19 protein-coding genes are annotated in these 24,799 nt (G+C 71.0%); 12 read left to right on the top strand and 7 right to left on the bottom strand.

All coding sequences use genetic code 11. The features are described from left to right. Positions 1–121 precede the first annotated feature (121 nt). Entirely contained in the window at positions 122–1,345 is a 1,224-nt protein-coding gene (locus GVV04_RS21215; RefSeq protein ID WP_161689808.1) for an oxygenase MpaB family protein, read from the bottom strand. A 327-nt stretch (positions 1,346–1,672) separates the two neighbouring features. Here GVV04_RS21215 and GVV04_RS21210 point away from each other — a divergent pair, with 327 nt between their 5' ends. The 3 genes from GVV04_RS21210 to GVV04_RS21200 all read left to right on the top strand — a co-directional run bounded on the left by GVV04_RS21210 (position 1,673) and on the right by GVV04_RS21200 (position 6,151). After that, positions 1,673–2,857: an acyl-CoA dehydrogenase family protein gene (locus tag GVV04_RS21210; protein ID WP_161689807.1), complete on the top strand. Its 1,185-nt coding sequence runs from the start codon at positions 1,673–1,675 to the stop codon at positions 2,855–2,857. 273 nt (positions 2,858–3,130) lie between these two features. Next, entirely contained in the window at positions 3,131–3,892 is a 762-nt protein-coding gene (locus GVV04_RS21205) for an SDR family NAD(P)-dependent oxidoreductase (protein ID WP_201753924.1), read from the top strand. A gap of 405 nt (positions 3,893–4,297) precedes the next feature. Beyond that, positions 4,298–6,151, top strand: coding sequence for an AMP-dependent synthetase/ligase (locus GVV04_RS21200; protein WP_161689805.1), 1,854 nt, complete (start codon positions 4,298–4,300; stop codon positions 6,149–6,151). A gap of 61 nt (positions 6,152–6,212) precedes the next feature. Here GVV04_RS21200 and GVV04_RS21195 read toward each other — a convergent pair whose 3' ends face one another. After that, positions 6,213–7,094 (bottom strand): oxygenase MpaB family protein, encoded by an 882-nt coding sequence (locus GVV04_RS21195; protein ID WP_161689804.1) that lies wholly within the window; start codon positions 7,092–7,094, stop codon positions 6,213–6,215. 80 nt (positions 7,095–7,174) lie between these two features. On the opposite strand from GVV04_RS21195, the gene GVV04_RS21190 reads away from it, so the two are divergent. From GVV04_RS21190 to GVV04_RS21180, 3 genes are all read left to right on the top strand, one after another. Continuing rightward, positions 7,175–7,645: a DUF4334 domain-containing protein gene (locus GVV04_RS21190; RefSeq protein ID WP_161689803.1), complete on the top strand. Its 471-nt coding sequence runs from the start codon at positions 7,175–7,177 to the stop codon at positions 7,643–7,645. Between the two features lie 24 nt (positions 7,646–7,669). Further along, the gene (locus tag GVV04_RS21185; RefSeq protein WP_161689802.1) at positions 7,670–8,764 is read left to right on the top strand and encodes an NAD(P)-dependent alcohol dehydrogenase; all 1,095 of its coding nucleotides are present in this window, start codon (positions 7,670–7,672) and stop codon (positions 8,762–8,764) included. Positions 8,765–8,911: 147 nt separating this feature from the next. Then, positions 8,912–10,129 carry an oxygenase MpaB family protein gene (locus tag GVV04_RS21180; protein WP_161689801.1) on the top strand — a complete coding sequence of 406 codons (1,218 nt, stop codon included), beginning with the start codon at positions 8,912–8,914 and terminating at the stop codon, positions 10,127–10,129. A gap of 14 nt (positions 10,130–10,143) precedes the next feature. Here the strand turns inward: GVV04_RS21180 and GVV04_RS34455 are convergent, their stop codons facing one another. Together GVV04_RS34455 and GVV04_RS21170 are read right to left on the bottom strand one after the other, a co-directional pair. After that, entirely contained in the window at positions 10,144–11,307 is a 1,164-nt protein-coding gene (locus tag GVV04_RS34455; RefSeq protein ID WP_161689800.1) for a TetR/AcrR family transcriptional regulator, read from the bottom strand. Between the two features lie 107 nt (positions 11,308–11,414). Beyond that, positions 11,415–12,614, bottom strand: coding sequence for a TetR/AcrR family transcriptional regulator (locus GVV04_RS21170; RefSeq protein ID WP_161689799.1), 1,200 nt, complete (start codon positions 12,612–12,614; stop codon positions 11,415–11,417). A gap of 181 nt (positions 12,615–12,795) precedes the next feature. Between GVV04_RS21170 and GVV04_RS21165 the strand changes: the two genes are divergently transcribed. Both GVV04_RS21165 and GVV04_RS21160 read left to right on the top strand, forming a co-directional pair. Continuing rightward, positions 12,796–14,010: an acetyl-CoA C-acetyltransferase gene (locus GVV04_RS21165; RefSeq protein WP_161689798.1), complete on the top strand. Its 1,215-nt coding sequence runs from the start codon at positions 12,796–12,798 to the stop codon at positions 14,008–14,010. A gap of 10 nt (positions 14,011–14,020) precedes the next feature. Continuing rightward, the gene (locus GVV04_RS21160; protein WP_161689797.1) at positions 14,021–16,168 is read left to right on the top strand and encodes a 3-hydroxyacyl-CoA dehydrogenase NAD-binding domain-containing protein; all 2,148 of its coding nucleotides are present in this window, start codon (positions 14,021–14,023) and stop codon (positions 16,166–16,168) included. Positions 16,169–16,173: 5 nt separating this feature from the next. Here the strand turns inward: GVV04_RS21160 and GVV04_RS21155 are convergent, their stop codons facing one another. Next, positions 16,174–18,120 (bottom strand): GMC family oxidoreductase N-terminal domain-containing protein, encoded by a 1,947-nt coding sequence (locus GVV04_RS21155; protein WP_161689796.1) that lies wholly within the window; start codon positions 18,118–18,120, stop codon positions 16,174–16,176. A 213-nt stretch (positions 18,121–18,333) separates the two neighbouring features. Beyond that, on the bottom strand, positions 18,334–19,485 hold the full coding sequence (locus tag GVV04_RS21150; protein ID WP_161689795.1) for an acyl-CoA dehydrogenase family protein: 1,152 nt from the start codon (positions 19,483–19,485) through the stop codon (positions 18,334–18,336). Positions 19,486–19,559: 74 nt separating this feature from the next. Between GVV04_RS21150 and GVV04_RS21145 the strand changes: the two genes are divergently transcribed. Beyond that, entirely contained in the window at positions 19,560–21,050 is a 1,491-nt protein-coding gene (locus GVV04_RS21145) for an aldehyde dehydrogenase family protein (protein WP_161689794.1), read from the top strand. Between the two features lies 1 nt (position 21,051). Here GVV04_RS21145 and GVV04_RS21140 read toward each other — a convergent pair whose 3' ends face one another. Then, a complete protein-coding gene (locus GVV04_RS21140) occupies positions 21,052–21,732 on the bottom strand; it encodes a GntR family transcriptional regulator (RefSeq protein WP_161689793.1) in 681 nt (226 codons plus the stop codon). Between the two features lie 50 nt (positions 21,733–21,782). Here GVV04_RS21140 and GVV04_RS21135 point away from each other — a divergent pair, with 50 nt between their 5' ends. The 3 genes from GVV04_RS21135 to GVV04_RS21125 are packed head-to-tail and all read left to right on the top strand — an operon-like array spanning position 21,783 to position 24,780. Then, on the top strand, positions 21,783–22,598 hold the full coding sequence (locus GVV04_RS21135; protein ID WP_235966506.1) for an enoyl-CoA hydratase-related protein: 816 nt from the start codon (positions 21,783–21,785) through the stop codon (positions 22,596–22,598). After that, the gene (locus tag GVV04_RS21130) at positions 22,595–23,752 is read left to right on the top strand and encodes a CaiB/BaiF CoA transferase family protein (protein WP_161689791.1); all 1,158 of its coding nucleotides are present in this window, start codon (positions 22,595–22,597) and stop codon (positions 23,750–23,752) included. Before GVV04_RS21135 ends, GVV04_RS21130 begins: the two co-directional genes overlap by 4 nt. After that, positions 23,752–24,780 (top strand): LLM class F420-dependent oxidoreductase, encoded by a 1,029-nt coding sequence (locus tag GVV04_RS21125; protein ID WP_161689790.1) that lies wholly within the window; start codon positions 23,752–23,754, stop codon positions 24,778–24,780. Before GVV04_RS21130 ends, GVV04_RS21125 begins: the two co-directional genes overlap by 1 nt. The last annotated feature ends 19 nt before the right edge of the window (positions 24,781–24,799 follow it).

Genomic DNA, 24,799 nt, shown 5'->3' with positions numbered 1-24,799 from the left:
CAACTCCTTACCGATCCGCTCCTGGCCGGCGTGCGGTACAGCGGTGCGTCGGCGGTGCTCCGGGAGGAGCCAGGGACGCGGAACCGGTCCGCGCCCTCGGCCGTGACTGCGACGCTCCGGATCAGGATCCGCGGTTGCCGAGCGGAATCTCAATGTTGATCGACTGCCCCTCGGACAGGAAGAGCAGGGCCAACTTGCGTAGGAACTCGTCGAAGAGCCAGTAGCACTTCGGGGCGAGGGGGAACGGCAGCAGGGCCTCCCGGACGGCGATGAACGGCTTCCAGGAGGTCTGCAACAGCGAGTCCCAGAGCAGGTCCCGGGGAATCCGAAGCCAACCGGCGATCTGGTTACCGAGCATGAACCGCGTGAACGACCCGAGGATGGGCTTGCTCAGGATGCCGGCGTCGATCTCCCGACCGAGGCCGACCAGGATGTCCGCCAGCGCGATGCCCTCGGGCGTCGGTGCCAGCACCGGGTCGAGGACCTCGCTGGCCTGTGCGTTGGCCTCACTCCACGACGCGGGGATGTACTCGTCCTTGATGCCCAGCATGTGGGCGGCCACCTGCCACAGGTGGAGGAAGGCATCCGCCTCGGCGGCAGGGACCGGAACCCTCCATTCGGTCAGCTTCCGCATGACCGTGGTCGGCAGGCTGTGCCAGGTGACCATCAGGTCCCGCTGACTGATCGGGATGTCCTCGGGGGCGGCATCCGCCCACTCCGGCGACTTCGGCAGGAAATGACGCACGCCGGCGTGCGCCAGCCGGGTCTTGACGGCGGTCACGATCATCGAACCGTCGGGCTGGTAGGCGTTCGCCGTCCCGATGTCGTACCCGAGCTTGGCGGTCTTGGAGATGCGGTCCTTCATGTCCGCGCCGCCCTTGGAGTAGTAGACGGCCCGGGCCTCCTTCGGAATGACCGTGCTCATCATTCCGCTGGCCAGGCCGTACAGCACGCCGAGGTAGAGCCCTCGCTTCTCGTTGAACCGCACCGCGGTGGCGAGCTTGCCCTGGTCGACCCAGGACGGTAGCTGGCGGGCGCTCTCGATGAAGGTGCGCACATCCGCCGGTAGCCCGGCCGGCAACGGCTGACCGTTCCTGGTCCAGGTCCGTAGCAGAGCGTTGACCATGGGCCCGTCGCCCCGCTCGATCAGCGCGGCGACCAGCGGGTCGGCCTCCTCATCCCACACCCACCGCGGGTCGACGCCCGCCCCGGCGCCCGCCACGGAACCGGAGGGGGACCAGGACCAGACCGACTGGGCCTGCGCCGGCGCGGCGACGCTCAACGCGCCGAGCGCGCCCAACGCCCCGCCGGCCTTCAACATCTTGCGTCTGCTCAGTGGCTCCATGTTTCATCCTCCCGGGTCAGGCCCATTGATACGGTGAAACGTAGATTGCGCCCGTGTTTCACATGAGAGCACATTGTGGTGGGCATCACAATGCTGATCATGGGGTTGGTCTATGTCTGGCTGAGCTTGCCTGCGTGGACGCCCAGGCCGTGTACACCGCACCGGCGAACCCGGGTCGCCCAGGCAGCTCGCCCCGGCATTCGCGGACGTCGGCATCGTGTTCAATCACCGGTCGGTGCCGTACGGTGGGGAACCGCCCGGCGGCCGGCTTTCTGTCCGGCCACCGGGTGCCGCGTAAAGCGACTGGAATGACCAGGAGGCGCAGAGGTGACCGCGAATGCGACGCCGGGCGAAGGCGGGCAGGGCCTGACGGAGCGGGTGAGACGCTTCATCGATCATCAGGTGATCCCCGCCGAACGCGAGATCGAGACCGACCCCGAGGTCCTCGCGGGGCTTCGCGCGGCCGCCCACGCCGCTGGCGTGTTCGCCCCGTCGGCACCTGTCGAGTACGGCGGTATGGGATTGTCGATGCGCGAGCAGGCCGACGCCCTCGAAGAGGCCGGTCGGAGCCTGTTCGGCCCGCTCGTCATGAACTGCGCGGCACCCGACGAGGGCAACATGACGCTCCTGGAACACGTCGCCACGCCGTCGCAACGCGAGCAGTACCTCCGGCCGTTGGCCACCGGCGACGCTCGCTCGGCGTTCGCGATGACCGAGCCCGCCCCGGGCGCCGGGTCGGACCCCGCGGCGCTCACCACGACGGCCGTGCGTGACGGCGGCGACTGGTTGATCGATGGCAGGAAATGGTTCATCACCGGCGCCGACGGCGCCGCCTTCTTCATCGTGATGGCCCGCACGGGCACCGACGCCGCGACGATGTTCCTCGTCGACGCCGGCACTCCTGGCCTGTCCGTCGGCCGGCACATCCCGACCATCGATGCCGGCTTCACCGGCGGGCACTGCGAGGTGGTGCTCGAGCGCTGCCGGGTGCCGTCGTCCGCCGTGCTGGGTGAGGTCGACCGCGGCTTCGCCAATGCCCAGGTCCGGCTCGGGCCCGCTCGCCTCACCCACTGCATGCGCTGGCTCGGTGTCGCCCGCCGCGCTCATGAGATCATGCTCGGCTACGTCGTGGAGCGGGAGCTGTTCGGTAGCCGGCTCGCCGATCTCGGCCTGGCACAACACCTCATCGCCGACAACGAGATCGACATCGCGGCGTCCCGGTCGCTGATCCGCACCACCGCCGTGACGCTCGACCAGCGTGGACGCGCGAACAACGAGACATCGATCGCCAAGACGTTCGTCTCCGAGGCCGTCGGGCGCATCGTCGATCGCTCGGTCCAGTTGTGCGGCGCGCAGGGCGTCTCCCACGATCTGCCGCTGGCGCGGTTCCTTGCCGAGGTGCGCCCGTTCCGCATCTACGACGGCGCGTCAGAGGTGCATCGCTGGGCGGTGGCCCGCCGCGCCGTCCGGCGGTACGAGGCCGCTCGATCCGGCCCGGCAACGCCTGGCTGACCAGGCACAGCCCGGCCGGTGATGGCCCGCGCCGGGCAGCGGCCGGCATGACGACCGAGCCGGCCGGTGATGGCCCGCGCCGGGCAGCGGCCGACACCATGGCCGAGCCGGCCGCCGCAGGCGTGGGCGTGGGCGTGGGCCACCGGGCTGGCCGCCCGGCCAGTTGACGGCCTACCTGGGTGCGCGTCCGCCGGACGCCGATCCGGTGGCGTCGTGGCACGCCGCACCCGGGTTCGTGACGAGACCTCCGCAGAGGGGAAGCCGACAGTGACGATGGTCAAGGGATCACTTCAGGGCAAGGTCGCCTGGGTGACGGGCGCTGGCCAAGGCGTGGGAGCGGCGATCGCCGAAGGGCTGGCGGAGGCCGGCGCGTTCGTGATCCTGCAGTCGCGCCGGTTGGAGGCGCTGCAGGCGGTGCGGGACAGGATCGTGGCCAACGGTGGAACGGCGGAGATCGTCGCCGGTGACGTCACCGACGAGCGCACTGCCGATGCCGTCGTGGCGCTGGCCCGGCAGCGATGGGGTCGGCTCGACATCCTGGTGAACAATGCCGGGATCAGTCCGGCGCTGCGACGCACCGAGCGGCTGAGCGTCGCGGACTGGCAGCAGGTGATCGACACCAACCTGTCCGGGGTGTTCATCTGCACCCGCGCCGCCGGCGCATTCATGATCGAGCAGGGCGCGGGCAGCATCGTCAACATGTCCTCGGTGCACGGCCAGGTCGGCTTGCCGCGACTGGCCGCCTACAGCGCCAGCAAGGGCGGAGTCGAGCAGCTCACCCGGACGCTGGCGCTGGAGTGGGCGGCGGCCGGTGTCCGCGTGAACGCGGTGGCGCCCGGTTACCTGGAGACGCCGATGACGGAGGGGCTGCGCAGCCACGACGAGTGGTCGGAACGGTTGCGCGCACGGATCCCGATGGGCCGGTTCGGCCAGCCGCAGGAGGTCGTCGGCGCTGTCGCGTTCCTGGCGTCGGACGCGGCCAGTTATGTCACCGGCAGTGTCCTGCACGTGGACGGTGGTTGGACCGCGCAGTGACGACCAGCGTGGCGGAGAGCCTCCGCCGCCGCGCGGCTTGTCCTCAGTAGACCTTCACCCGGCGGGTCCCGTCGATCCCGCCCCTGCGCCGTACTCGCGGTGTCGCGCCCTGCGCCGTGCTCGCGCGTCTCCGGCAGCGACGTCCCGGTTCACCGCCGGGCCACCCCGTCGGGCCACCACGCCGGGCCAGCACGCCGGGGCCGCCTCGGTGGTTAGCCGGCGTTCGCCCGCCGGTCACGCCGGTAACTCGGATGAGCACGTACTCGTGATCGCTCCTTCCCAGAAAGTTAGCCCTCGTTTACAGTGCTGTCATAGGCTGCGGCGCCCTCGACGCACCACACTGAGGGGTACGCCGACCTCAACTCACACCACCACCAGGCCCGGTTACGGTTGAAGGAGTACCCCATGGACCCTGCCGAGACCCTCGCCGACCACTGTGCCAAGACAGCCGGCGACCTGACCGTTCCCGCCCTCCTGCACCGAAACGCCACCGAGTTCGCCGACCTGCCGGCGCTGACCACGCTGCACCGCGACGACACCCGCACGTGGGCCGAGCTGCGCGACGAGGTCGCCGAGCTGTCGGGCGGCCTGGCCGAGATCGGCCTGGAGCCGGGCAACCGCATGCTGATCATGATGTCGAGCCGGCCGGAACACTGGCTGGTCGACCTCGCCGCGGTCCATCTGGGTGCGGTGCCCTCCACGATCTACCCGACGCTGAGCACCGATCAGATGCGTTACCTGGCGCTGCACAGCGGTGCCCAGGTGCTCGTGCTGGAAGGCTCCGCCGAGCTGGCCCGCTGGCGTGCGATCCTGCCCGACCTGCCCGACCTGCGCCGGATCGTGCTGGTCGACGAGGTCGAACCCGGCGACACGACCGCGCAGAGCGTGCCGTTGTCCCAGGTGCGTGCCGCCGGCCGGTCCGCGCACCGAGCCGACCCGGGCGCCTTCGAGCGGCGCTGGCGCGAGATCCGCCCCGAGCAGCCGGTGACGGTGCTGTACACGTCGGGGACGACGGGCGACCCGAAGGGCGTCGTGCTCAGCCACCACAACGTGATCTATCAGGCCGTGGTCCTCGAGGCCACCGTGTCCGTTCCCGATCACGCGGCGTCGGTGGCCTACCTGCCGCTGGCCCATATCGCCGAACGGGAGCTGGGCATCTACAACCCCATCTACCGCGCCGGCCACGTGACCATCTGCCCCGACGCCACCCAGCTCATCCCGGCCCTGCGCGCGGTCGGTCCCGTGTCGTTCTTCGGCGTGCCACGGGTCTGGGAGAAGATGGCCGCCGGCGTCCAGGCTCAGCTGGCCACCGCGGAGCCGGCGGTGCAGGCCGCCTTCAACGCCGCGAGCGCCGTGACCCTGGAGGCGTACGAGCTGCGCGCGGCGGGCCAGGCCGTGCCGGACGAGCTGGCCGCCCGGGTGGCGCAGGCCGACGCCACGGTGCTGCGACCGATCCAGTCCACGCTGGGCCTGCAGAACATGGTCTGGGCCGGCAGCGGCGCCGCCCCGATCCCCGTCGAGGTCCTGCGGTTCCTTGCCGGGCTCGGCATCGACGTGCTGGAGGTGTGGGGGATGACCGAGACCACCGGCACCGCCACCATCAACACCCCGGAGCGGTTCCGCACCGGCACCGTCGGCCGACCCAACCCCGGCCTGCAGGTGCGCCTCGCCGACGACGGCGAGATCCTCGTGCGCGGGCCGTTGATCTGCTCCGGGTACCTGGCCGGCGACGGCAGCGTCGAGCCGATCACCGACGCGGACGGCTGGCTGGCCACCGGCGACGTCGGCACGATCGACGAGGACGGCTTCCTCACCATCACCGACCGCAAGAAGGAACTCATCATCACCTCCAGCGGGAAGAACATCTCGCCGGCGCACATCGAGGCGCTGCTCCGGGCGCATCCCCTCATCGGTCAGGCGGTCGCGATCGGCGACCGGCGGCCGTACATCACGGCCTTGATCGTGTTGGATGACGAGATCGCGCCCCAGTGGGCGCGGGCGTGCGGCGTCAGCGACGCGCGGCTGCCCGGCCTGGCCTCGGACCCGCAGCTGCTCGCCCAGATCCAGGCCGCCGTCGACGCGGCCAACGCCAAGCTCGCCCGGCCCGAGCAGGTCAAGGCCTTCCAGGTGCTGCCGTCGAGCTGGACGCCGGAGTCGGGCGAGCTGACCCCCACGTCGAAGCTGCGGCGTCGCGTCATCGTCGATCGTTACCGCGAGAGCATCGACGGCCTGTACCAGGCGGCGAGTGAGGCTCGTTGAGTCCTCCAGCGGCCCCGGCCCCGGTCGTGGGTCGGGGCCGGCGGCGGCACGGGCGAGCCGGCTACCCCGGGTCGAGGTCGGGCGGCGCTGGTGGCGCACCCAGGTCTGCGGGGGAGTACCCGTGGGGGTAGCCGGGGTAGGTGCGGTTGCGCGGTGCGTGGGTCAACTGGCTCGCGGTACGCGGCGGCAACAGCCGCACCACCGCCGCCCGAGCGTGCAACCCGCCGTTGACCGCCGCGGACATCCAGCGCGGCGCGGCCGGGAACCCGAAGGCCGCGCGGAGCTCGGCGGGAAGCAACGCGAGCACCCCGAGCCGTACGAACCGGCGCAGCGGCGTCGGGTACCACGAGGCGAACAGGTCCAGGGTGCGGGTGCCGACTCGCTGGTTGGTCGGGGCGTAGCGGAACGTTGCGCGCTCGTACTCGCGCTTGAAGTCCCGGAACGCGTCGAAGTCGTCCGGCACGTCGCGGATGCCCATCCGGGCGCCGACCGCCCGGTAGTAGTGGAACGCGGCCAGCCGCTCGTGATCGTGCAGCCGACGCCAGCCGAACCGGTCGAGCCAGTCGATCGGCTCGTACACGAACGTGGAGAGCACGTAGCGCATGTCGTCGTTGGAGATCGCGTACCGGCCGTGCGCCCGGTTGACGACCCGCAGCGCCTGCCTGCCGCGCGGCGAGTCGTACCCGTGCTCCGCGATTTCCGCCATCAGCAGCGCGGTGTCGTCGTACCGCTGCTGCGCGCGGAGCCGGAACTCGCCGGTCGCGTCGAGCAGTGCCGAGATGCTCGGCACGCAGTACGTGCGGAACAGCGCGAACTCCAGCGCCCGCTGGTAGTCGAAGGGGAACTCGTACCCGATCGAGATCCGGTAGATCTCGTGATGGTCCCGTACCGGATCGAGCGCCTCGATACGACGCAACCAGCCGTACCGACCGCCACCAGCCATCGCGACCACCTCACAAGCAGAGTCGGCGCCGGCACGGCTCGTGTCAAGGCCGGGTCCGGCGTACGGCGAAAGGAAGCATCATGAACGCGAGCACGGCCCGAGCCCGCTTCTCGGAGCTACGCCGACAGGACGGCCGGGTTCCCGCCGTCGAACTCGACGAGATCTGGGCCGCACTGGACACCGTCCGCCCCGAGGAGATCCTCGGCGCGTGGAAGGGCGGCGAGTTCGACACGGGGCACCCCCTCAACGGTCGCCTCGACCAGGTGAGGTGGTACGGCAAGACCTTCGTCACCCGCACCGACGCCAAGCCGCTGATCTGCCGCGACGACAACGGCGAGCTGTACTCCAACACCGTGCTCGGCAAGGGCGAGGCCAGCCTGTGGACCGTCGAGTTCCGCGGCGAGTCGACCGCGACGATGGTCTACGACGGCCAGCCGATCTTCGACCACTTCAAGCGCGTGGACGAGAACACGCTCATGGGAATCATGAACGGCAAGCACTTCTCCGTCCACGGCCCCTTCTTCTACTTCCTTCTCGATCGCGTCGCCTGAGTGCGGTCGCGCGAAGGAGTTGTCATGCGGATCCGGGCAGCCGTCACGGAGACCCCGGGCGGACCGTTCGTCATCCAGGCCGTGGATCTCGAAGCCCCACGGCCGCACGAGGTGCTGGTCAGGATCGCCGCGGCCGGCCTGTGTCACACCGACCTCAGCATGCAGGCGAGCTGGCCCCGGCGGCTCACTCCCATGGTCTTCGGCCACGAGGGGGCCGGTGTGGTCGAGGCGGTCGGCGCGGACGTGACCGGTCTCGTGCCGGGCGACCACGTCTGCCTGACCTTCAACAGCTGTGGTGGGTGTGAGCAGTGCGCGGCCGGCCACCCGGCCTACTGTCACTCCCAGCGGACCTTGAACACCTCCGGTGGCCGTGGCGACGGCACCACCCCGCTGTCCCGCGACGGGGCACCCGTGCCCGGCATGTTCTTCGGGCAGTCCAGCTTCGCCACGTTCGCGCTGGCCCAGGAGCGCAACGCCATCCGGGTTCCTGCCGACCTGCCGGCCGTCGTTGCCGCGCCGCTGGGCTGCGGTGTGCAGACGGGGGCGGGTACGGTGTTCCACCGTCTGCGTCCTGAGCCGGGAAGCTCCCTGGTCGTCATCGGCGCCGGCGGGGTCGGGCTCAGCGCGCTGATGGCCGCGATCGTCCGGGGCTGCGACCCGGTCGTCGTCATCGAGCCGGTCGCCTCGCGACGCGCCCTGGCCACTGCGCTCGGCGCCAGGGCTGCTCTGGACCCGAGGACGGCGGACGACCTCGTCGCCACCCTGCTCGACCTCACCGGCGGCGGCGCACACCACATCGTGGACACCACCAGCCGGCCGGAGATGCTCCGCCAGGCCGTCAACGCCCTGCGTCCCCGGGGCGACCTCGCCCTCGTCGGCGTCGGCAGCACCGTCACGTTCGACGTCATGAGGCTGCTCAGCAAGGGCATCCGGGTCCACGGCGTGATCGAGGGCGACGCGGACCCGGCGCGCTTCATCCCCGAGCTGGTCGACCTCTACCAGCGTGGCCTCTTCCCGCTGGACCGGCTCATCACCACGTTCCCCTTCGAGAACATCGCGGACGCCGTGGCCGGCATGCTCGACGGCACGGCGATCAAGCCCGTCCTGACTTTCGGCTGAGCGACCAAGCATCGAAGATGCCCTCTTGCCGGTCGAGTCAAGCTCCTCTATGTTAATAGAAAATCACACGCCCGGATAGCTCGGAACCTGTTCGTAGCGCCGTCGCGAGCTGCAGGGCGATGTCTAGCCGACCGGGAAGTGGTGCGAATGGAAAATCTCAACAGAAGAAGAGTCCTGACCCTCGGTGCGGCGCTGGGTCTGGTGGCGGCGACGGAGACCCCGAAGGCATGGGCGTGGTCGTCCGCCAACTCGATCGCCGGGACCAACTCGGTCACCGACCCGTGGGACGTCTGGGACGACGCCACCGACCCGCTCCTCGTTTCGCTGCTCGACAACGGTCAGGTCCCGGCCGTCAACACCGCGTTCAAGTCGTTCATCAAGAACGGCGACCCGATCCCCAGCGGCCTGCCCCCCGCGCTCACCACCTACCTGAGGACATACAACAAGCTGCCGTCCTGGGCCGACCAGGCCAAGCTCGACCGCGCCGCCCAGTTCAACAAGCGGATGAGCATGTACCTGTTCCTGCTGTACGGCCTGGGCAGCGGAATCATGAGCACGGTGATCCCCCGGGAGGCCCGCAACGTCTACTGGTCCGAGGGCGGCGCCGAGATGAAGTCGCGGGCGGCCAAGACCTTCACGTACGGCTACGACATGAACCCGGTCGATGCCTTCAAGCCGACGGGGAAGTTCATCACCACCTCCACCAAGACCCGGCTGACGCACGCCGCGGTGCGGCACCTGCTGCCGCAGTCAGCCGCGTGGCGAGCGGTCACGGACAACCCGATCCCGATCAGCAACGGCGACATCCTGATCACCTTCCACAGCCTGGGCACCTACGTGCACAGCAAGCTGGCCGAGTGGCGCAAGTACGGCCTGAAGGTGTCGGCCGCGGAGGAGGAGGCCTACCTGCACATGTGGCAGGTCTCGCTGCACCTGCTGGGCGTGCGCGACGAGTTCATCCCCGCAACCTGGGCTGCCGCGCACGAGCAGTCGGAGTACGCACTGACGCCGATCCTCGCCTCCACGCGGGAGGGCGTCGACCTGGCCGACACCCTGCTGAACCTGACCTCGTCGGTCGACCTGGGCATCACCAAGGGCTTCCAGCGCGAGTTCTCGCGCTACCTGCTCAGCGACCAGATCGGCAACTGGCTGAGGCTGCCGCGTGACCTCATCTCACGGGGCGTGATCGAGGCCGGGTGGCCGACGTACATCATGTTCCGCGAGGGGCTGTCGCCGGTCATGCCGGGCACCTTCTCCATGTTCGACAAGTTCATCCGCGGCCTGGCGATGCTGTTCCTCAACAACGGCACCTCGGCGAGCCACACTCCCATCACCATTCCGACCCGGAACCGGCCCGGCTCCTGAGCCGGCGCCACCGGTCACCGGGTCAGGGCGCCGGTGACCAGGGCGGTGACGGCGTCCCGGTGGCCGGGCGTGTTCTGCCAGCGCAGGGCACGCCCGGCCTCGACCACGACGCCGAACCCCGCATGGACCAGCAGCCGGGCCTGTCGCGGGTCCAGCTCCGGACGAACCGTCCGCAGCTGCTGCTCCCAGACGGCAATGTGCTCACGCTGCGCGACGATCAGGGGGCGCCGCAGGTCGGCCGGAAGGCCGGCGACCTCGGCCTGGGCGACGCTGTTGAGCGCGTTGTGCTCGAAACAATAGGCCACGTACGCCGCCGCCAGCGCGACCACGGCCTGACGCGGATCGGCCGCCCGGCAGAGGCTCCGGTCCACGGCCTGGGCCAGCAGTCCCGCCGCCTGCAGACAGGCGGCCACCAGGATGTCGACCTTGCCGGGGTAGTGGCGATAGATCGCGGACGGGGCGAGTCCCACCGCCTGAGCGATCTGGACGTTCGTGACGGTGGCGAACCCGTCCCGCGCGAACAACGGAATGGCCGCCGCCAGGATCTCCGCGCGCCGCGTGCGCGGCACCGGCTGGGCGGGCAGCTCGACCAGGTGCGCGGTGCCGGCGGCGGCCACCGGATCGGTGGCGACCACGCCCAGGGCGGATGCCAGCAACAGCTCCTCGACGCGGCGTTGGGCGATCGAGGTGTGGTGCATCGTGATGGATCCGATCGCACCGAGGGTCGCCATGGCCCGCAGGCGCTCGTCGGGCAGCGGGTACTCCCGCCGCACCATCTCGGTGACCCGCTCCACGACGTACGCGAACTTGGTCCGAAGCAGCCGGCGGTCCTCGCGGGCGAGGTAGCGGGCCTCCCACCGGTAGAGGCCGCCCGACGACCGGTGGGAGACCGTCACCCGGGTGAGGGCGAGGAGCACGTCGCGCAGGGCCGCCTCGGGAGGCCACTCGTCGACCGCCGCGATGAGATTGTCCACTATGAGGTCGGCGCACTCGGCGAACAGCGCGTACTTGTTCGGGAAGTGCCGATACAGCGCTGCCGCGCTGATACCCACGACGGCGGCGAGGTGCTCCATGGACGCACCGTGGTAGCCGCGCTCGCTGAACACCTGACCAGCCGCTTCGACGATGAGCTGCCTGCGGTTGCGGGGTCGGGTGGCCGCAGCCGGCCCGGTGGTCACCGGACCAGTCGATCAGACGTGGGTGGACACAAAACCATGCGTGCTAGTCAATCACAGCACCAGCGAAGCCCTCGGAGCTGTCGCGGGCCCGGGATGCGTCTCGTTGGTCAGGCCCACAGCACCGCGAGGGCGAGGCGGGCCGTCTGGGCGTCGTAGCCCTCGGTGCGGTCGAAGCGGCCGAGCCGGCCGATGTCGGTGACGACGTTGAGCGCGGCGTGCACGAGCACGCGGGCATCGGCGGCCGGCAGGTCCGGCCGCACCGTGCCGACGAGCCGTACCCATTCCTCGACGTGCAAACGTTGAGCCCCGCGCAGCTGGTGGCGGTCGTCGTCGGGCAGGTTGTTGTTCTCTGCCAGGTAGACCGCGACGAGGTCGCTCTGGCCGAACGCGTAGTCGACGTATGCCTGCACGACCCGGCGCAGGGCGTCGGCCGGGTCGCTCGCCTCGGCGATCGCCGCGATCGTGGTGCCGGCGAGGCGGTCGGCGGCGCGGTAGTAGGCGGCTGCGAGCAGGTCGGCCTTGCTGGGGAAGTGCCGGTACACGCTGGAGGCCTGCATACCGGCCGCGCGCCCGATGTCCTCGACGGCGACGGCGTGGTAGCCGTGGCGGTGGAACAGGCGGATCGCCTCGATCAGCAGCAGTTCACGGCGCGACGCCGGGCGCACCGGCGCGGTGTCCGGCTCGGCGCGCTGTTGCGGCGGGGGCGGCTGCGGCGCGTCGGCCCGCAGCAGGGTCCAGGCGACCCGGGTGAGCAACTGCGCGGTGTCGGTGCCGGTCGCCGCCGGGCGGTAGGTGGTCACGCTGCCGAAGGCGCTGAGCGCCCCGTTGACCAGCAGCTCCGCCTGCCCGGCAGTCAGCTCGGGCCGAAGCTCGCGCAGCGGCCCGGCGAGGCGGCCGACCAGCGTGGACAGGGTCGCGGCGAACTCCCGCCGATGCTCGGGGGCGAGGTAGCGGCCCTCCCACTGGTACAGCCCGGCGACCCGCCGTTTGCTCACCACGACACCGGCGACCGTGCTCAGCAGTTCGTCGAGGACACCCTCGGTGGTGCTCGCGCGCGGCTCGACGGTCGCGGCGAGCAGGGCGCCGACGACCTCCCGGGTGGCGTGCACGAGGATCGCGTACTTGTTCGGGAAGTGTCGGTACACCGCGGGGCCGCTGATGCCGACGACGGCGGCGACCTCGTCGACGGAGACCCGGTGGTAGCCCCGCTCGCAGAACAGCTCGGCCCCGGCCAGCGCAATGCGGTCCTTGCGGTCTTTCGGCCGCTTAGTCGTTACGGGGCCCGTCCCGCTCGCCGCTGGTCGCACCCCTACAGGTTAGCGCCACCTCGCGCGAGGGCCGCGGCCGCCGTGGGCCTTCGGCCTCGTCGTGAGCCGCCGATGCCGGAGGCGGCCAGCGTGCTTTGCGCGCGAGCTCCTTGACAAGCGACCGCGGGCTCCCCGAAAGTTAGGCTGAATTCGCATTCGGTGAGCAGCGAGGAGCTTTGCCATGACGACCGAGGCGTTCATCTACGACGCGCTGCGCACACCGCGCGGCCGGGGCAAGCCGAACGGATCGCTGCACGGGGTCAAGCCGGTTTCGCTCGTCGCCGGTCTGATCGAGGAGACCCTGCGGCGGATGCCCGATCTCGATCCGGCGCTGATCGACGACATCGTGCTCGGGGTGGTGTCCCCGCTGGGCGACCAGGGCGCCGACATCGCCAAGACGGCCGCCCTCGTCGCCGGCCTGCCCGACACGGTGGCCGGCGTCCAGCTCAACCGCTTCTGCGCCTCCGGCCTGGAAGCCGTGAACATCGCCGCGCAGAAGGTGCGTTCGGGCTGGGAGGATCTCGTCCTCGCCGGCGGCGTCGAGTCGATGTCCCGGGTGCCGATGGGATCCGACGGCGGGGCGTGGGCGCTGGATCCGGAGACCAACTTCACCACCGGATTCGTCCCGCAGGGCGTCAGCGCGGACCTCATCGCGACCCTCGACGGCCACGACCGCGACGTGGTCGACGGCTACGCGCTGCAGTCGCAGGCCCGGGCGGCGAAGGCGTGGGCGAACGGCTACTTCAACCGCTCGGTCGTGCCCGTGCGGGACCGCAACGGGCTGGTCGTCCTCGACCGCGACGAGCACATCCGGCTCGACTCGACCGCCGAGGGTCTCGCCGCGCTTCGTCCCTCCTTCGCGGGCATCGGGGAGAAGGCCGGCTTCGACGCGGTCGCGCTTCAGAAGTACCACTGGATCGAGCGCATCAACCACGTCCACACGGCGGGCAACTCGTCCGGCCTCGTCGACGGCGCATCGTTGGTCGCCGTCGGCAGCGAGGCGGCCGGCGCGGCCGCCGGTCTCACCCCTCGGGCGCGCATCGTCGCCGCCGCACTCAGCGGCGCGGATCCCACGATCATGCTCACCGGCCCGGCTCCGGCCGCACGCAAGGCGCTGGCCAAGGCCGGCCTCGGCGTCTCCGACCTCGACCTGGTGGAGATCAACGAGGCGTTCGCGGCCGTGGTCCTGCGGTTCGTCGCCGACCTGGGCCTGAGCATGGACATCGTCAACGTCAACGGCGGTGCGATCGCGATGGGCCACCCGCTGGGCGCCACCGGAGCCATGATCCTCGGCACGCTCGTCGACGAGCTGGAGCGACGCGGTGGTCGCTACGGGCTCGCCACGCTCTGCGTCGGCGGCGGCATGGGCATCGCGACCGTCATCGAAAGAATCTGAGGAGTCACGAATGGTCAACACGATCCGGTGGGAGCACGGCGACGACGGCATCGTCCTGCTCACCCTCGACCACCCCGGGCGTTCCGCGAATGTGATGAACGACGACTTCGGTGCGAGCCTCGCGGCGACCGTGGATCGGCTCGAGGCCGAACGCGACCAGCTCGCCGGCGTGATCATCACCTCGGCGAAGAAGACGTTCTTCGCCGGCGGCGACCTGGACGCCCTGCTCCGGCTGACGCCCGCCGACGCCGAGGCCTCCGAGGCCGACACCCGGCTGCTCAAAAACGCGGTGCGCCGGTTGGAGACACTCGGCCGTCCGGTCGTGGCCGCCATCAACGGATCGGCCCTCGGTGGCGGGCTGGAGCTCGCCCTGGCCTGCCACCACCGCATCGTGCTCGACAACCCGGCCATCGAGATCGGCTTTCCCGAGGTGACCCTCGGCCTGCTGCCGGGCTGCGGTGGCGTCGTGCGCACCGTCCGGCTGCTGGGCGTGGCCGACGCGCTGGTCAACTGGCTGCTCCGCGGCCAGCGGCGTCGACCGCAGGACGCACTCGCGCACGGGTTGGTCGACGAGATCGCCGCCGATGAGGTGGGCATGATGGACGCCGCCCGCGCCTGGATCGCCGCCAACCCCGACGCGACCCAGCCCTACGACCGCAAGGGCTACCGGATGCCCGGCGGGACCCCGGCCAACCCGGCGCTCGCCGCCCAGCTGCCGGCCATGCCCGCCACTCTGCGCAAGCAGCTCAAGGGCGCGCCCTATCCCGCCCCCCGCAACATCCTCGCCGCCGCCGTCGAGGGTGCGCAGGTCGACCTGGACACCGCCTTCACCATCGAGGGCCGGTACTTCACCGAGCTGGCCACCGGCCAGATCTCCAAAAACATGATCAAAGCGCTCTTCTTCGACGTGCAGACCGCCGGCTCGCGGGACATCGGTGCGGGCCACCCGCCGGTGCAGCGGGTGGCTGTCATCGGCGCGGGCATGATGGGCGCCGCCATCGCCTACGTGTGCGCCCGCGCCGGGATGCAGGTCGTGCTCAAGGACGTGACCATCGAGGGGGCGCTGCGGGGCAAGGCCTACTCGGCCGGCCTGCTCGACAGGGCCGTCTCCCGGGGCCTGTCCGCACCGGACGAGCGCGACGGGATCCTGGCCCGGATCCAGGCGACCGAGGACCTCGCCGACCTGGCCGGCGTCGGCCTCGCCATCGAGGCGGTCTTCGAGGACCCCGCGCTCAAGCACAAGGTGTACGCCGAGATCGAGCAGGTCGCGCCGGACGCGCTCATCGCCTCCAACACCTCCACCCTGCCCATCACCATGCTCGCCGAGGGTGTCAGCAGGCCGGAGGAGTTCATCGGGCTGCACTTCTTCTCGCCGGTGGACAAGATGCCGCTGGTCGAGGTGATTCGCGGCGCGCGCACCGACGAGGCCACGCTGCAGCGGGCCCTGGGCATCGTCCGTCGGCTCCGCAAGACGCCCATCGTCGTCAACGACAGCCGTGGCTTCTTCACCAGCCGGGTCATCGGGACGTTCACCAACGAGGGCGTGGCGATGCTGGCCGAGGGGGTCCCGGCGGCCACGATCGAGCAGGCCAGTAGCCAGGCCGGATACCCTGCCCCGGTCCTCGCGCTGATGGACGAGCTCACCCTCACCCTGCCGCGAAAGATCCGGCAGGAGACGGCTGCGGCGACGGTTGCCGCCGGCGGCACCTGGCAGCCGCACGCCGCCGACGCGGTGATCGACCGGATGATCGACGAACGCGGCCGGCCCGGGCGCTCGGGGGGCGCCGGCTTCTACGACTACCACGAGGGCAAGCGGGTCGGGCTCTGGCCCGGCCTGCGGGACGATTTCGGCGGTACGAACCACGACACGCCCTTCGACGACCTCAAGGAGCGAATGCTCTTCATCGAGGCGATCGAGTCGGTGCGGTGCCTCGAAGAGGGCGTGCTGACCTCGGTGGTCGACGCCAACGTCGGCTCGATCCTGGGCATCGGCTACCCGAGCTGGACCGGCGGCGTCCTGCAGTACGTCAACCAGTACGAGGGCGGTCTGCCGGGCTTCGTCGCCCGCGCGCGGGTGCTCGCGGAGCGCTACGGTGACCGGTTCATCCCGCCCCCGCTGCTGTTGGCCATGGCTGACCGGGGTGAGCGGTTCGAATAGACCGGTCAGAGTCCGGCGGCGAGGCGTTGGGCGTTCATGTACGCGATGGCCTCGACGGAGATCATCGGGTTGACGCCCAACGACGTCGGGAAGGTGGACGCGTCGGCGAGGACCAGGTTCGGGACCTCCCACGTGGCGCCGTCGGGTCCGGCGACCGAGGTGGCCCTGCTGCCGCCCATGCGGGCCGCGCCCATGATGTGCAGGGCGGCCATGGCGATCTGGCCGGGCGCGGTCCCCAGGGTGTCCGTGTACCGGATGAAGTCGTCGATGGAGCCCGTGCCGCGTTCCCAGATCCTGCCGCGCTGATGTCCGGAGAAGAGCTTGCGGGCGCCGGCCGCCTCGACGATACGGGCGGCGCCGGCGATCCCGGCCCGCATGTGGGCGGCGTCGTAGGCGGAGATGCGGTAGTGCACCACCGGCTCGCCGTCGCTGCCGACCTTGACGTGTCCGCTGTCGCGGTCGCGGGTGATGATGCCGACCCCGCTGAGGTTTGGCAGCGATCGCATCTGGTCCAGGTGGGTCCGGGCTCCCGTCCAGCTCATGAACGACACGGCGGTGGCCGGGTTGGTGGCGGCGGTCTCGTAGATGACGCCGTAGCCGCGGCCGTCGAGATCGGCGTGTTCGGTGGAGTACCGGGTCTGCATCCCGCCCTCCCACGGTCGGACCTCCTCGGCGAACACGCCCCAGACACCGGTGGCCGGGTGCAGATGCAGGTGCCGGCCGATGTTCGGATTGGTGAGGCCGGAGCGGTGTAGCAGGGCCGGCGTCTGCACGCTGCCGGCGGCGGCGACCACGGCGCGGGCGCGAATGGTCACCGGGTGGCCGTCGGCGGTGTGGCCGGCGACCCCGGTCGCCCTGCCGGCCTTGACGGTGACGGTGCGGACGTCAACGCCGACGACGAGCCGTGCGCCTGCCCGCTGGGCGTCGACGAGCCAGGTCTTGGTCGCGGACTGCTTGGCGCCGATGCGGCAGCCCAGGCCGCACCGTCCGCACTCGATGCCGGTGTCGCAGCCGTCCACGTTGCGCGGCATTTCGTCGACGTGCCAGCCGAGCGTGGTCAGTCCGCGCTCCATGAGCGCGTCACGGGACGAGATCCGGCCGTGGTCGCGGTTGACGCCGAGCCGGGACCACACCGCGTCGAGGCAACGGTCGTACTCGTCGGTGGCGAACTGCGGCACGCCCAGCGCGGCCCACTCCGCGCGCACGCGCGGCGGGGTGCGGAACGACGTGGTGTAGTTGACGACGGTGCCGCCGCCGAGGCACTGTCCCTGAAGGATGCTGAGCTGGCCCTCCGCGGTGGCCGAGGGGCCCGGGGCGTAGAGCCGCGACAGCCCGGCCAGTTCCCCGCCGTCGAAGTCCTTGTCGTCGTAGTACCCGCCCTTCTCCACGACGATCACGTCCAGGCCTCGTTCGGCGAGGACGGCCGCGGCGGTGCCGCCGCCGGCACCCGACCCGACGACGACGACGTCGCAGCCCAGGGTGGTCGGCTCAGCCGGGCGGATCGGAGCCAGTACGGGTTCGGGGGCGTCGGTCCTGGTGCCGAGCGGGCCGGGGTAGCCGATGGCGTGCCACAGCGGCGAATGACCGGTCGGCCCGGGGGCCATGTAGTAGGACAGGGTGGCGGCGCCCTTGAGTGCCTGGAAGAGCGCCCGTTTACGGGTGATACCCGAATCGGCCAGGGCACGCAGCGTCTGCTCGCGACGCTGCTGGGTCTGCCGGGAGAACCGCCGCGCGCCTCCGCCGAGGATCAGCTGGGTGGCGGGGGAGTCCCACAGATCCAGCAGCCGGAGGAACTGCTCGACCTCGGCGGCGCGAGGGTTCTGCAGGACCATCGCGGCCATGATCTCGACTGCGCCGAGTTGACTGGCCGACGGGAGGTCGGCCCCGTCCCCGGGTGCGAACGTGTCGCAGATGCCTTCCAGGGCGGCGCGCTGCTTGGCGGACAGTTCCATGGTCTCTCCGTTCAGGTGCGCGGGGTCACGCCTGGTCTGGGCCGGGCGTGGTGGTGGTGCCGAAGCAGGTCTCGGCGATGCCGCGCCGGCCGGCGAGCTTCGACAGCGGACCGGGCGGGCGGATTCCGCTGGCAGAACGGTGCGGCCGGCGAGTGCGTGACAGCACTCGCCGGCCGGGGCGTCCAGGCGGCGAACCTGGTCGCCCGCAGCGCGTCACTGCAACTGGTCGGACAGTCCGTAGGTCTTCGCGATGATCTCGCGCTGGATCTCGCTGGTGCCGCCGTAGACGGTGGACACGATCGAGGATCGGACCAGGCGCTCCATGTCGAACTCGGTCGCGTACCCGTAGCCGCCCATCATCTGCATCGCGTCGAGGGCGACGCGGCGGGCGGTCTCGGTGGCCTTGAGTTTGGCCATCGAGCTCTCCCGGGGCAGCACCGTGTCCGGAGCGCGGTCGACCTGGGCGGCGGTGTCGTAGACCAGTAGCCGAGCGCACTCGATTTCGGTGGCCAGGTCGGCGAGGCGGTGCCGGATCACCTGGAAGGACCCGATCGGTCGGCGGAACTGACGCCGGTTCCGCACGTAGTCCACGACGTCGTCGAAGGCTCGCTGGGCGGTGCCGAGCATCAGGCTGGCGAGGATCAGCCGCTCCATGTTGAGCCCGGCCATCAGTTGCCGCCAGCCGTGGTCGATCTGGCCGACCACGGCGTCGGCGGGCAGCACGCAGTCGGTGAAGTAGAGGTCGTTGACCTCGCGGCCGCCCATGGTCTCGATGCCGGAGATGGTCAGTCCGGGCGTCGTGGCGGGGACCAGGAACATGGTCAGGCCGTTGTGGTCGCCGGCCCGACCCGACGTGCGGGCGACCAGCAGGATGCGCTCGGCGAGATGGGCGTTGGAGCACCAGGTCTTCTGGCCATTGATGACGAACCCGTCGTCCCGGCGCTCGGCGCGGCAGCTCAGGTTGGCCACGTCCGAGCCGGCCTCGGGCTCGGACATCGCGACCGCCTCGATGACGCCCCGGGCCACCCCGCCGAGGATGAGCTTCTTCTGCTCCGCCGAACCGAACCGCTCGTAGGTGGCCGCGACGATGATCGACGTGGTGAAGCCGCCGATCGGCGCCATCGCCCTGGCGGTCTCCTCCAGGAAGAGGCACAGCTCCACCATGCCCGCGCCGCCGCCGCCGAACTCCTCCGGCAACGACAGGCCCAGCCAGCCGAGGTCGGCCATCTTGCGGTACAACTCCGGGCTGTGGGTCTCCCGCCCGCCGTCGGTGAGTTTCTGCCGCTGCTCACGGGTTCCGGCCTCGCGGCGGCAGAAGTCCTGCACCGCCGCGACAAGCGAACGTTGCTCGTCACTCCATTCCACAGCTGACCTCCAGTGTCGCAAAGGGATTGACAACAAGGCTAGACTATCGAATATCAAATGTCAGGAGGCTTCCGATGACGTCTCTCGTCGAGCAACCTCGCCGGCTCCACGTCGTAGACCCGATAACCGGCGAGTCCCGCAGCGACTACGACCTCGCCGACGAGGCCGCAGTGCACGCCGCCGTCCGGCAGGCGCGCGACGCGGCCGGCTGGTGGGTCGCCCTGGACGCCCGGCAACGACGGCGTCATCTGCTCGCCTACAAGGCACTCGTCGCGAGCCGCATCGACGAGTTGGCCGAGCTCATCCGCAGCGAGACCGGCAAGTCGATCGCGGGGGCCCAACTGGAGGTGATGCTCGCCGTCGAACACCTGGACTGGGCCGCCCGGCACGCCCGGCGGGTGCTGAAGCGGCGGGCGGTCTCCTCCGGCCTGCTCGCCTTCAACCAGGCCAGCTCGGTGGAGTACGTGCCGTACGGCGTCGTCGGCGTGATCGGGCCCTGGAACTACCCGGTCTACACGCCGATGGGGGCGATCTCGCACGCGCTGGCCGCCGGCAACGCGGTGGTGTTCAAACCCAGCGAGTTCACCCCCGGCGTCGGTGTCTGGCTGGCGCAGCGCTGGAGTGAGCTGCTTCCCGATCGGCCGGTCCTGCAGGTCGTCACCGGTGACGGCACGACCGGGGCCGCGCTGTGTCGCGCGGCGGTCGACAAGATCGCGTTCACCGGATCGGCCGCGACGGGGCGTGCGGTCATGGCCGCCTGCGCCGAGCGCCTGATCCCCGTCGTGATCGAGGGTGGCGGCAAGGACGCGCTCATCGTCACGGCCGATGCCGACCTCGACGCGGCCGCCCGGGCCGCCGTGTTCGGCGGCCTGGGCAACGCCGGGCAGACGTGCGCCGGAGTCGAGCGCATCTACGTCGAGCAGGCCGTGTACGAGTCGTTCGTGGCCAAGCTGGCCGAGCTGGTGCGGCAGGTCCGGCCGGGTGCCGAGCCGGATGCGGCCTACGGGCCGATGAGCACGCCGGCTCAGCCCGGTATCGTGCTGAGCCACATCGCCGACGCGATCGACCGGGGTGCCCGGGTGGTGGTCGGTGACGCGAGTTCGGTGCGGCCTCCGTTCGTCGAGCCGGTTCTGCTGGCCGACGTCCCCGAGGACAGCGTCGCGGTCACCGAGGAGACGTTCGGTCCGGTGCTGGTGGTCAACCCGGTGGCCGACGTCGACGAGGCGCTGCACCGGACGAACGCGAGCAACTACGGGCTCTCCGGCTCGATCTTCACGCGACATCGCCGCCACGGACTGGCGCTCGCCGCACGGCTGCGGGCGGGTGCGGTGTCGGTCAACTCGGTGCTCGGGTACGCCGGCGTGCCGTCACTGCCCTTCGGCGGCGTCGGCGACTCCGGCTTCGGGCGGGTCCACGGCGCGGACGGCCTGCGCGAGTTCAGTCGGCCCCGGTCGGTCACCTGGCAGCGGTTCCGGCCGCCGATCGATGTGCTGACGTTGCAGCCGGCCGCTTCCGCCATGCGGGCCTCGCTGGCGATGTTCAAGTGGCGTCATGGTCGCCGGTGACTCACCCGCTCCACACTCCCAGACCATCGAGATGCTTGACCAACCGTTCGGCGCCGTCGGTGAAGTGGCGGGCCATGATCGGCCGGATGGTGACCGGGTCGTGTGCCTCGAGCGCGACGAGCAGGGCCTCGTGATCGGCGATCATGCTCGCCCGCCACTCCGGGTCGGCCGCGTAGAACCGCGACGGGGTGTAGCGCGTCGCTGTCCGCAGCAGCCAGGACAGCTTGCGCGCGTCAGCCAGCCGGTTGATGCTGCGGTGGAACTCGAACTCGAGCTGCTCGACCCGGCTGGTCTGCCTGGCCTGGACGGCCCGGCGCAGCCGCTCGTGCTGCTGCCGCAGGTCGTCGAGATGGGCCGGCGTGATGCTGACGGCAACCCGGGCGGCGAGTTCTCCGGCGATGTCGCCCTGCAGGCCGAACACGTCCATGATGTCCTGCCGGAACAGCGGCGCGACCACGTGGCCGCGACGTGGCTGCAGCTCGACCATGTCCTCCGAGCGCAGCATCAACAGGGCCTCGCGCACCGGCGTGATGCTCAGCCCGGTCTCCTGGGCGACCTCCTCGAGCCGGATCCGGTCACCGGGGCGCAGCTGGCCGGACATGATCCGGTCGCGCAGCAGGTTTGCCACCGTCTCTGACAACTGAGGATGAGAAACGCCTTCGACCTTGCTCCGCTCCGCCACACAGGTCAGACTATCAAATGTCAAATCTTTGGAGAGATGGGTCGATGGGCATGTCCGTGCTTGAGACCGAACCGGCCGGCTGTGGGCTACGGGCCGCCACCCGCGCCGGAGTCCGCACGATCTGGTTCGACCGGCCCGACCAGCGGAACGCGATGACGCTGGACATGTTCCGCGACTACTACGCGGCGCTGCTGGCCGCCGACGCGGATCCGCAGGTGCGGGCGATCGTGGTGACCGGCGCCGGCGACTGGTTCTGCGCGGGCGCCGACCCGGAGGCGCTGGAGGCGCTCCTCGACGAGCGTCACCGCAACCGGCTGGTGGACGAGTTCGGCTTCGTGCCACATCTGCCGATGACGCTGGGGACGCCGATCGTCGCCGCGGTCAACGGCGGCGCCGCCGGCCTCGGCCTGGTCCACGCGCTCTATGCGGACGTGCGCTTCCTGGCGGCGCCGGCACGCCTGTCCGCCGCGTTCAGCCGGCTCGGCCTCATCGCCGAGTACGGCAGCGCCTGGCTGCTGCCCCGGCTGGTCGGCGTGGGCAACGCGCTGGATCTGCTGGTGTCCGGCCGCAAGATCGACGCGGCGGAGGCGTTCCGGATCGGGCTGGTACAGCGAGTGCTCCCACGCGACGAGGTGCTTGCCGAGGCGCAGGCCTATGCCGCCGATCTTGCCGCGCACTGCTCCCCGGCGTCGATGGCGGTGATCCGGCGGCAGGTGTGGTCGGGCCTGGAGACCGGGGCGGCCCAGGCGGCCGCCGACGCCGGCCGGCTCATGGCCGCATCCCTCGCCGGGGCCGACTTCGGTGAGGCCCTCGCCAGCCGGGTCCAGGGGCGTGCTCCCCGCTTCGCGGCACGGGCCGGCGCATGAGCGGCCCGCTCGCCGGGGTCCGGGTCCTGGAACTCGCCGGGATCGGCCCAGGCCCGTTCGCGGCGATGCTGCTGGCCGACCTGGGGGCCGACGTCGTCCGGGTCGACCGACCGGAGCCGGGCGCGCTGTCGGTTGGCGACCCGAGGCGGGACCTGCTCAACCGGGGCAAGCGGTCGGTCGTCGTGGACCTCAAGCATCCCGACGGGGCCGAGGTGGTCCTGGGGCTGGCCGATCGCGCCGCGATCGTGATCGAGGGCTGGCGCCCCGGGGTGGCCGAACGGCTCGGCATCGGGCCGGAGGCCGCGCTGGAGCGCAACCCGGGCCTCGTCTACGGACGGATGACCGGCTGGGGACAGCACGGGCCATTGGCACCCGTTGCCGGTCACGACATCGACTACATCGCCGTCGCCGGGGCACTCCACCCGATCGGCCGCCCGGGCGGGCCGCCGCAGATCCCGCTCAACCTCGTCGGTGACTTCGGTGGTGGCGCGCTCTACCTCGTCGTCGGCTGCCTGGCGGCGCTGCACGTGGCCCGCACCACCGGCCGAGGGCAGGTCGTCGACGCCGCCATCGTCGACGGCGCGGCCCACCTCACCACGATGTTCGCCGGCCTCCTCGCCGGCGGCGCCTGGCAACCCGAGCGGGGCCGCAACCTGCTCGACGGCGGGGCGCCGTTCTACGACGTCTACCCGACCGCCGACGGCGGACACCTGGCGGTCGGAGCACTGGAACCCCAGTTCTACGCCGAGCTGCTGCGGCTGCTCGGGCTGGCCGACGCGGACCTGCCCGCCCAGCACGACGTCGCCGGATGGCCGGTGCTCCGCGCGCGCTTCGCGGAGGTCTTCGCCGGCCGCACCCGCGACGAGTGGACCACCCTCTTCGAGGGCACCGACGCCTGCGTGGCACCGGTGCTGTCGCTCGCCGAGGCGCAGCGCCATCCGCACCTGGTGGCGCGCGCGACGTTCGAGGAGCACTTCGGCGTTCGGCAGCCCGCGGTGGCGCCCCGCCTGTCGCAGACGCCGGGGGCGATCGGCGGCAGCCCGCCGGTGCCGGGCGCGGACACCGAGGCCGTGCTCACCGAGTGGGGTCTCGGCGCACACCTACGGCGGTGGCTGGGCAACGGCGCCGCCGGTCAGACACAGGAGGCTCGCTGATGCGTATCGCGACACCGCTGGCCTATGCCACGGACCCCAGGAGCGGCGCGGACGCCGTGGCCGCCTGGGAGCATGACGGCCTCGACGTGGTCTGGGTGTCGGAGGCCTACGGCTTCGACGCGCCGACCATCATGGGTTACCTCGCCGCAAAGACGACCCGGTTGCAGATCGGCTCCGCCATCCTGCCCATCTACTCACGAACCCCGGCGCTGCTGGCACAGACCGCGGCCGGTCTGGACGCCATCTCGGGTGGCCGGGCCATCCTCGGCCTGGGCGCGTCAGGACCGCAGGTGATCGAGGGGTGGCACGGCGTGGCCTACGACCGGCCGCTCGCCCGGACCCGCGAGGTGATCCGGATGTGCCGGCAGGTGTGGCGACGCGAGACGCTGGTCCATGACGGCATCTACCGGCTGCCGCTGCCCGCCGGGGAGGGCACCGGCCTCGGCAAACCGCTGAAGATCCTCACTCACCCGGTCCGCGACCGCATCCCGATCTACGTGGCGAGCCTGGGCGACAGGAACGTGCAGATGACCGCTGAGCTCGCCGACGGCTGGCTGCCATTCCTCTACGCCCCGGAGGGCGCGGCCGATGTCTGGGGCGCCGCGCTGGCAGCCGGCGGGAGCAAGCGGCCCGACGATCTCGGACCGCTCGAGGTCGTCGCCGGCGGCCCGCTGGCCATCGGCCCGGACGTGACCGGCCTGCGCGACCTCGCCCGGCCGATGATCGCCCTGTACGTCGGCGGCATGGGCGCCAAGGGCCGCAACTTCTACCACGACCTGCTGTGCCGCTACGGCTACGCCGCCGAGGCGGACCGCATCCAGGACCTCTACCTGGCCGGCCGCAAGACGGAGGCAGCCGCTGCCGTGCCGGCGGAGCTGCTGGAGCGCACCAGCCTGATCGGGCCGCAGAGCTACGTGCGGGACCGCGTCCAGGCCTATCGCGACGCCGGCGTCACGATCCTCAACGTCACGCCGCTGGGGTCCGATCCGCGGCGCCTCATCGCCACCGTCAAGGACATGGCCCAGTAGGGACCTGTGCAGCAAGGAG

Source organism: Micromonospora rubida, assembly GCF_009908295.1.
GTDB lineage: Bacteria > Actinomycetota > Actinomycetes > Mycobacteriales > Micromonosporaceae > Micromonospora > Micromonospora rubida.
Note: the sequence above shows the minus strand (reverse complement) of the source record. Positions and strands in the feature narration are given on the sequence as shown.

Excerpts from the sequence above, each read along its gene's own strand:
- GVV04_RS21160 (WP_161689797.1), top strand. The coding sequence starts at position 14,021 with ATGGTCAACACGATCCGGTGGGAGCACGGCGACGACGGCATCGTCCTG.
- GVV04_RS21125 (WP_161689790.1), top strand. The coding sequence starts at position 23,752 with ATGCGTATCGCGACACCGCTGGCCTATGCCACGGACCCCAGGAGCGGC.
- GVV04_RS21155 (WP_161689796.1), bottom strand. The coding sequence starts at position 18,120 with ATGGAACTGTCCGCCAAGCAGCGCGCCGCCCTGGAAGGCATCTGCGAC.
- GVV04_RS21215 (WP_161689808.1), bottom strand. The coding sequence starts at position 1,345 with ATGGAGCCACTGAGCAGACGCAAGATGTTGAAGGCCGGCGGGGCGTTG.
- GVV04_RS21135 (WP_235966506.1), top strand. The coding sequence starts at position 21,783 with ATGTCCGTGCTTGAGACCGAACCGGCCGGCTGTGGGCTACGGGCCGCC.
- GVV04_RS21190 (WP_161689803.1), top strand. The coding sequence starts at position 7,175 with ATGAACGCGAGCACGGCCCGAGCCCGCTTCTCGGAGCTACGCCGACAG.
- GVV04_RS21180 (WP_161689801.1), top strand. The coding sequence starts at position 8,912 with ATGGAAAATCTCAACAGAAGAAGAGTCCTGACCCTCGGTGCGGCGCTG.
- GVV04_RS21185 (WP_161689802.1), top strand. The coding sequence starts at position 7,670 with ATGCGGATCCGGGCAGCCGTCACGGAGACCCCGGGCGGACCGTTCGTC.
- GVV04_RS21145 (WP_161689794.1), top strand. The coding sequence starts at position 19,560 with ATGACGTCTCTCGTCGAGCAACCTCGCCGGCTCCACGTCGTAGACCCG.
- GVV04_RS21195 (WP_161689804.1), bottom strand. The coding sequence starts at position 7,094 with ATGGCTGGTGGCGGTCGGTACGGCTGGTTGCGTCGTATCGAGGCGCTC.
- GVV04_RS21165 (WP_161689798.1), top strand. The coding sequence starts at position 12,796 with ATGACGACCGAGGCGTTCATCTACGACGCGCTGCGCACACCGCGCGGC.
- GVV04_RS21200 (WP_161689805.1), top strand. The coding sequence starts at position 4,298 with ATGGACCCTGCCGAGACCCTCGCCGACCACTGTGCCAAGACAGCCGGC.
- GVV04_RS21130 (WP_161689791.1), top strand. The coding sequence starts at position 22,595 with ATGAGCGGCCCGCTCGCCGGGGTCCGGGTCCTGGAACTCGCCGGGATC.
- GVV04_RS21205 (WP_201753924.1), top strand. The coding sequence starts at position 3,131 with ATGGTCAAGGGATCACTTCAGGGCAAGGTCGCCTGGGTGACGGGCGCT.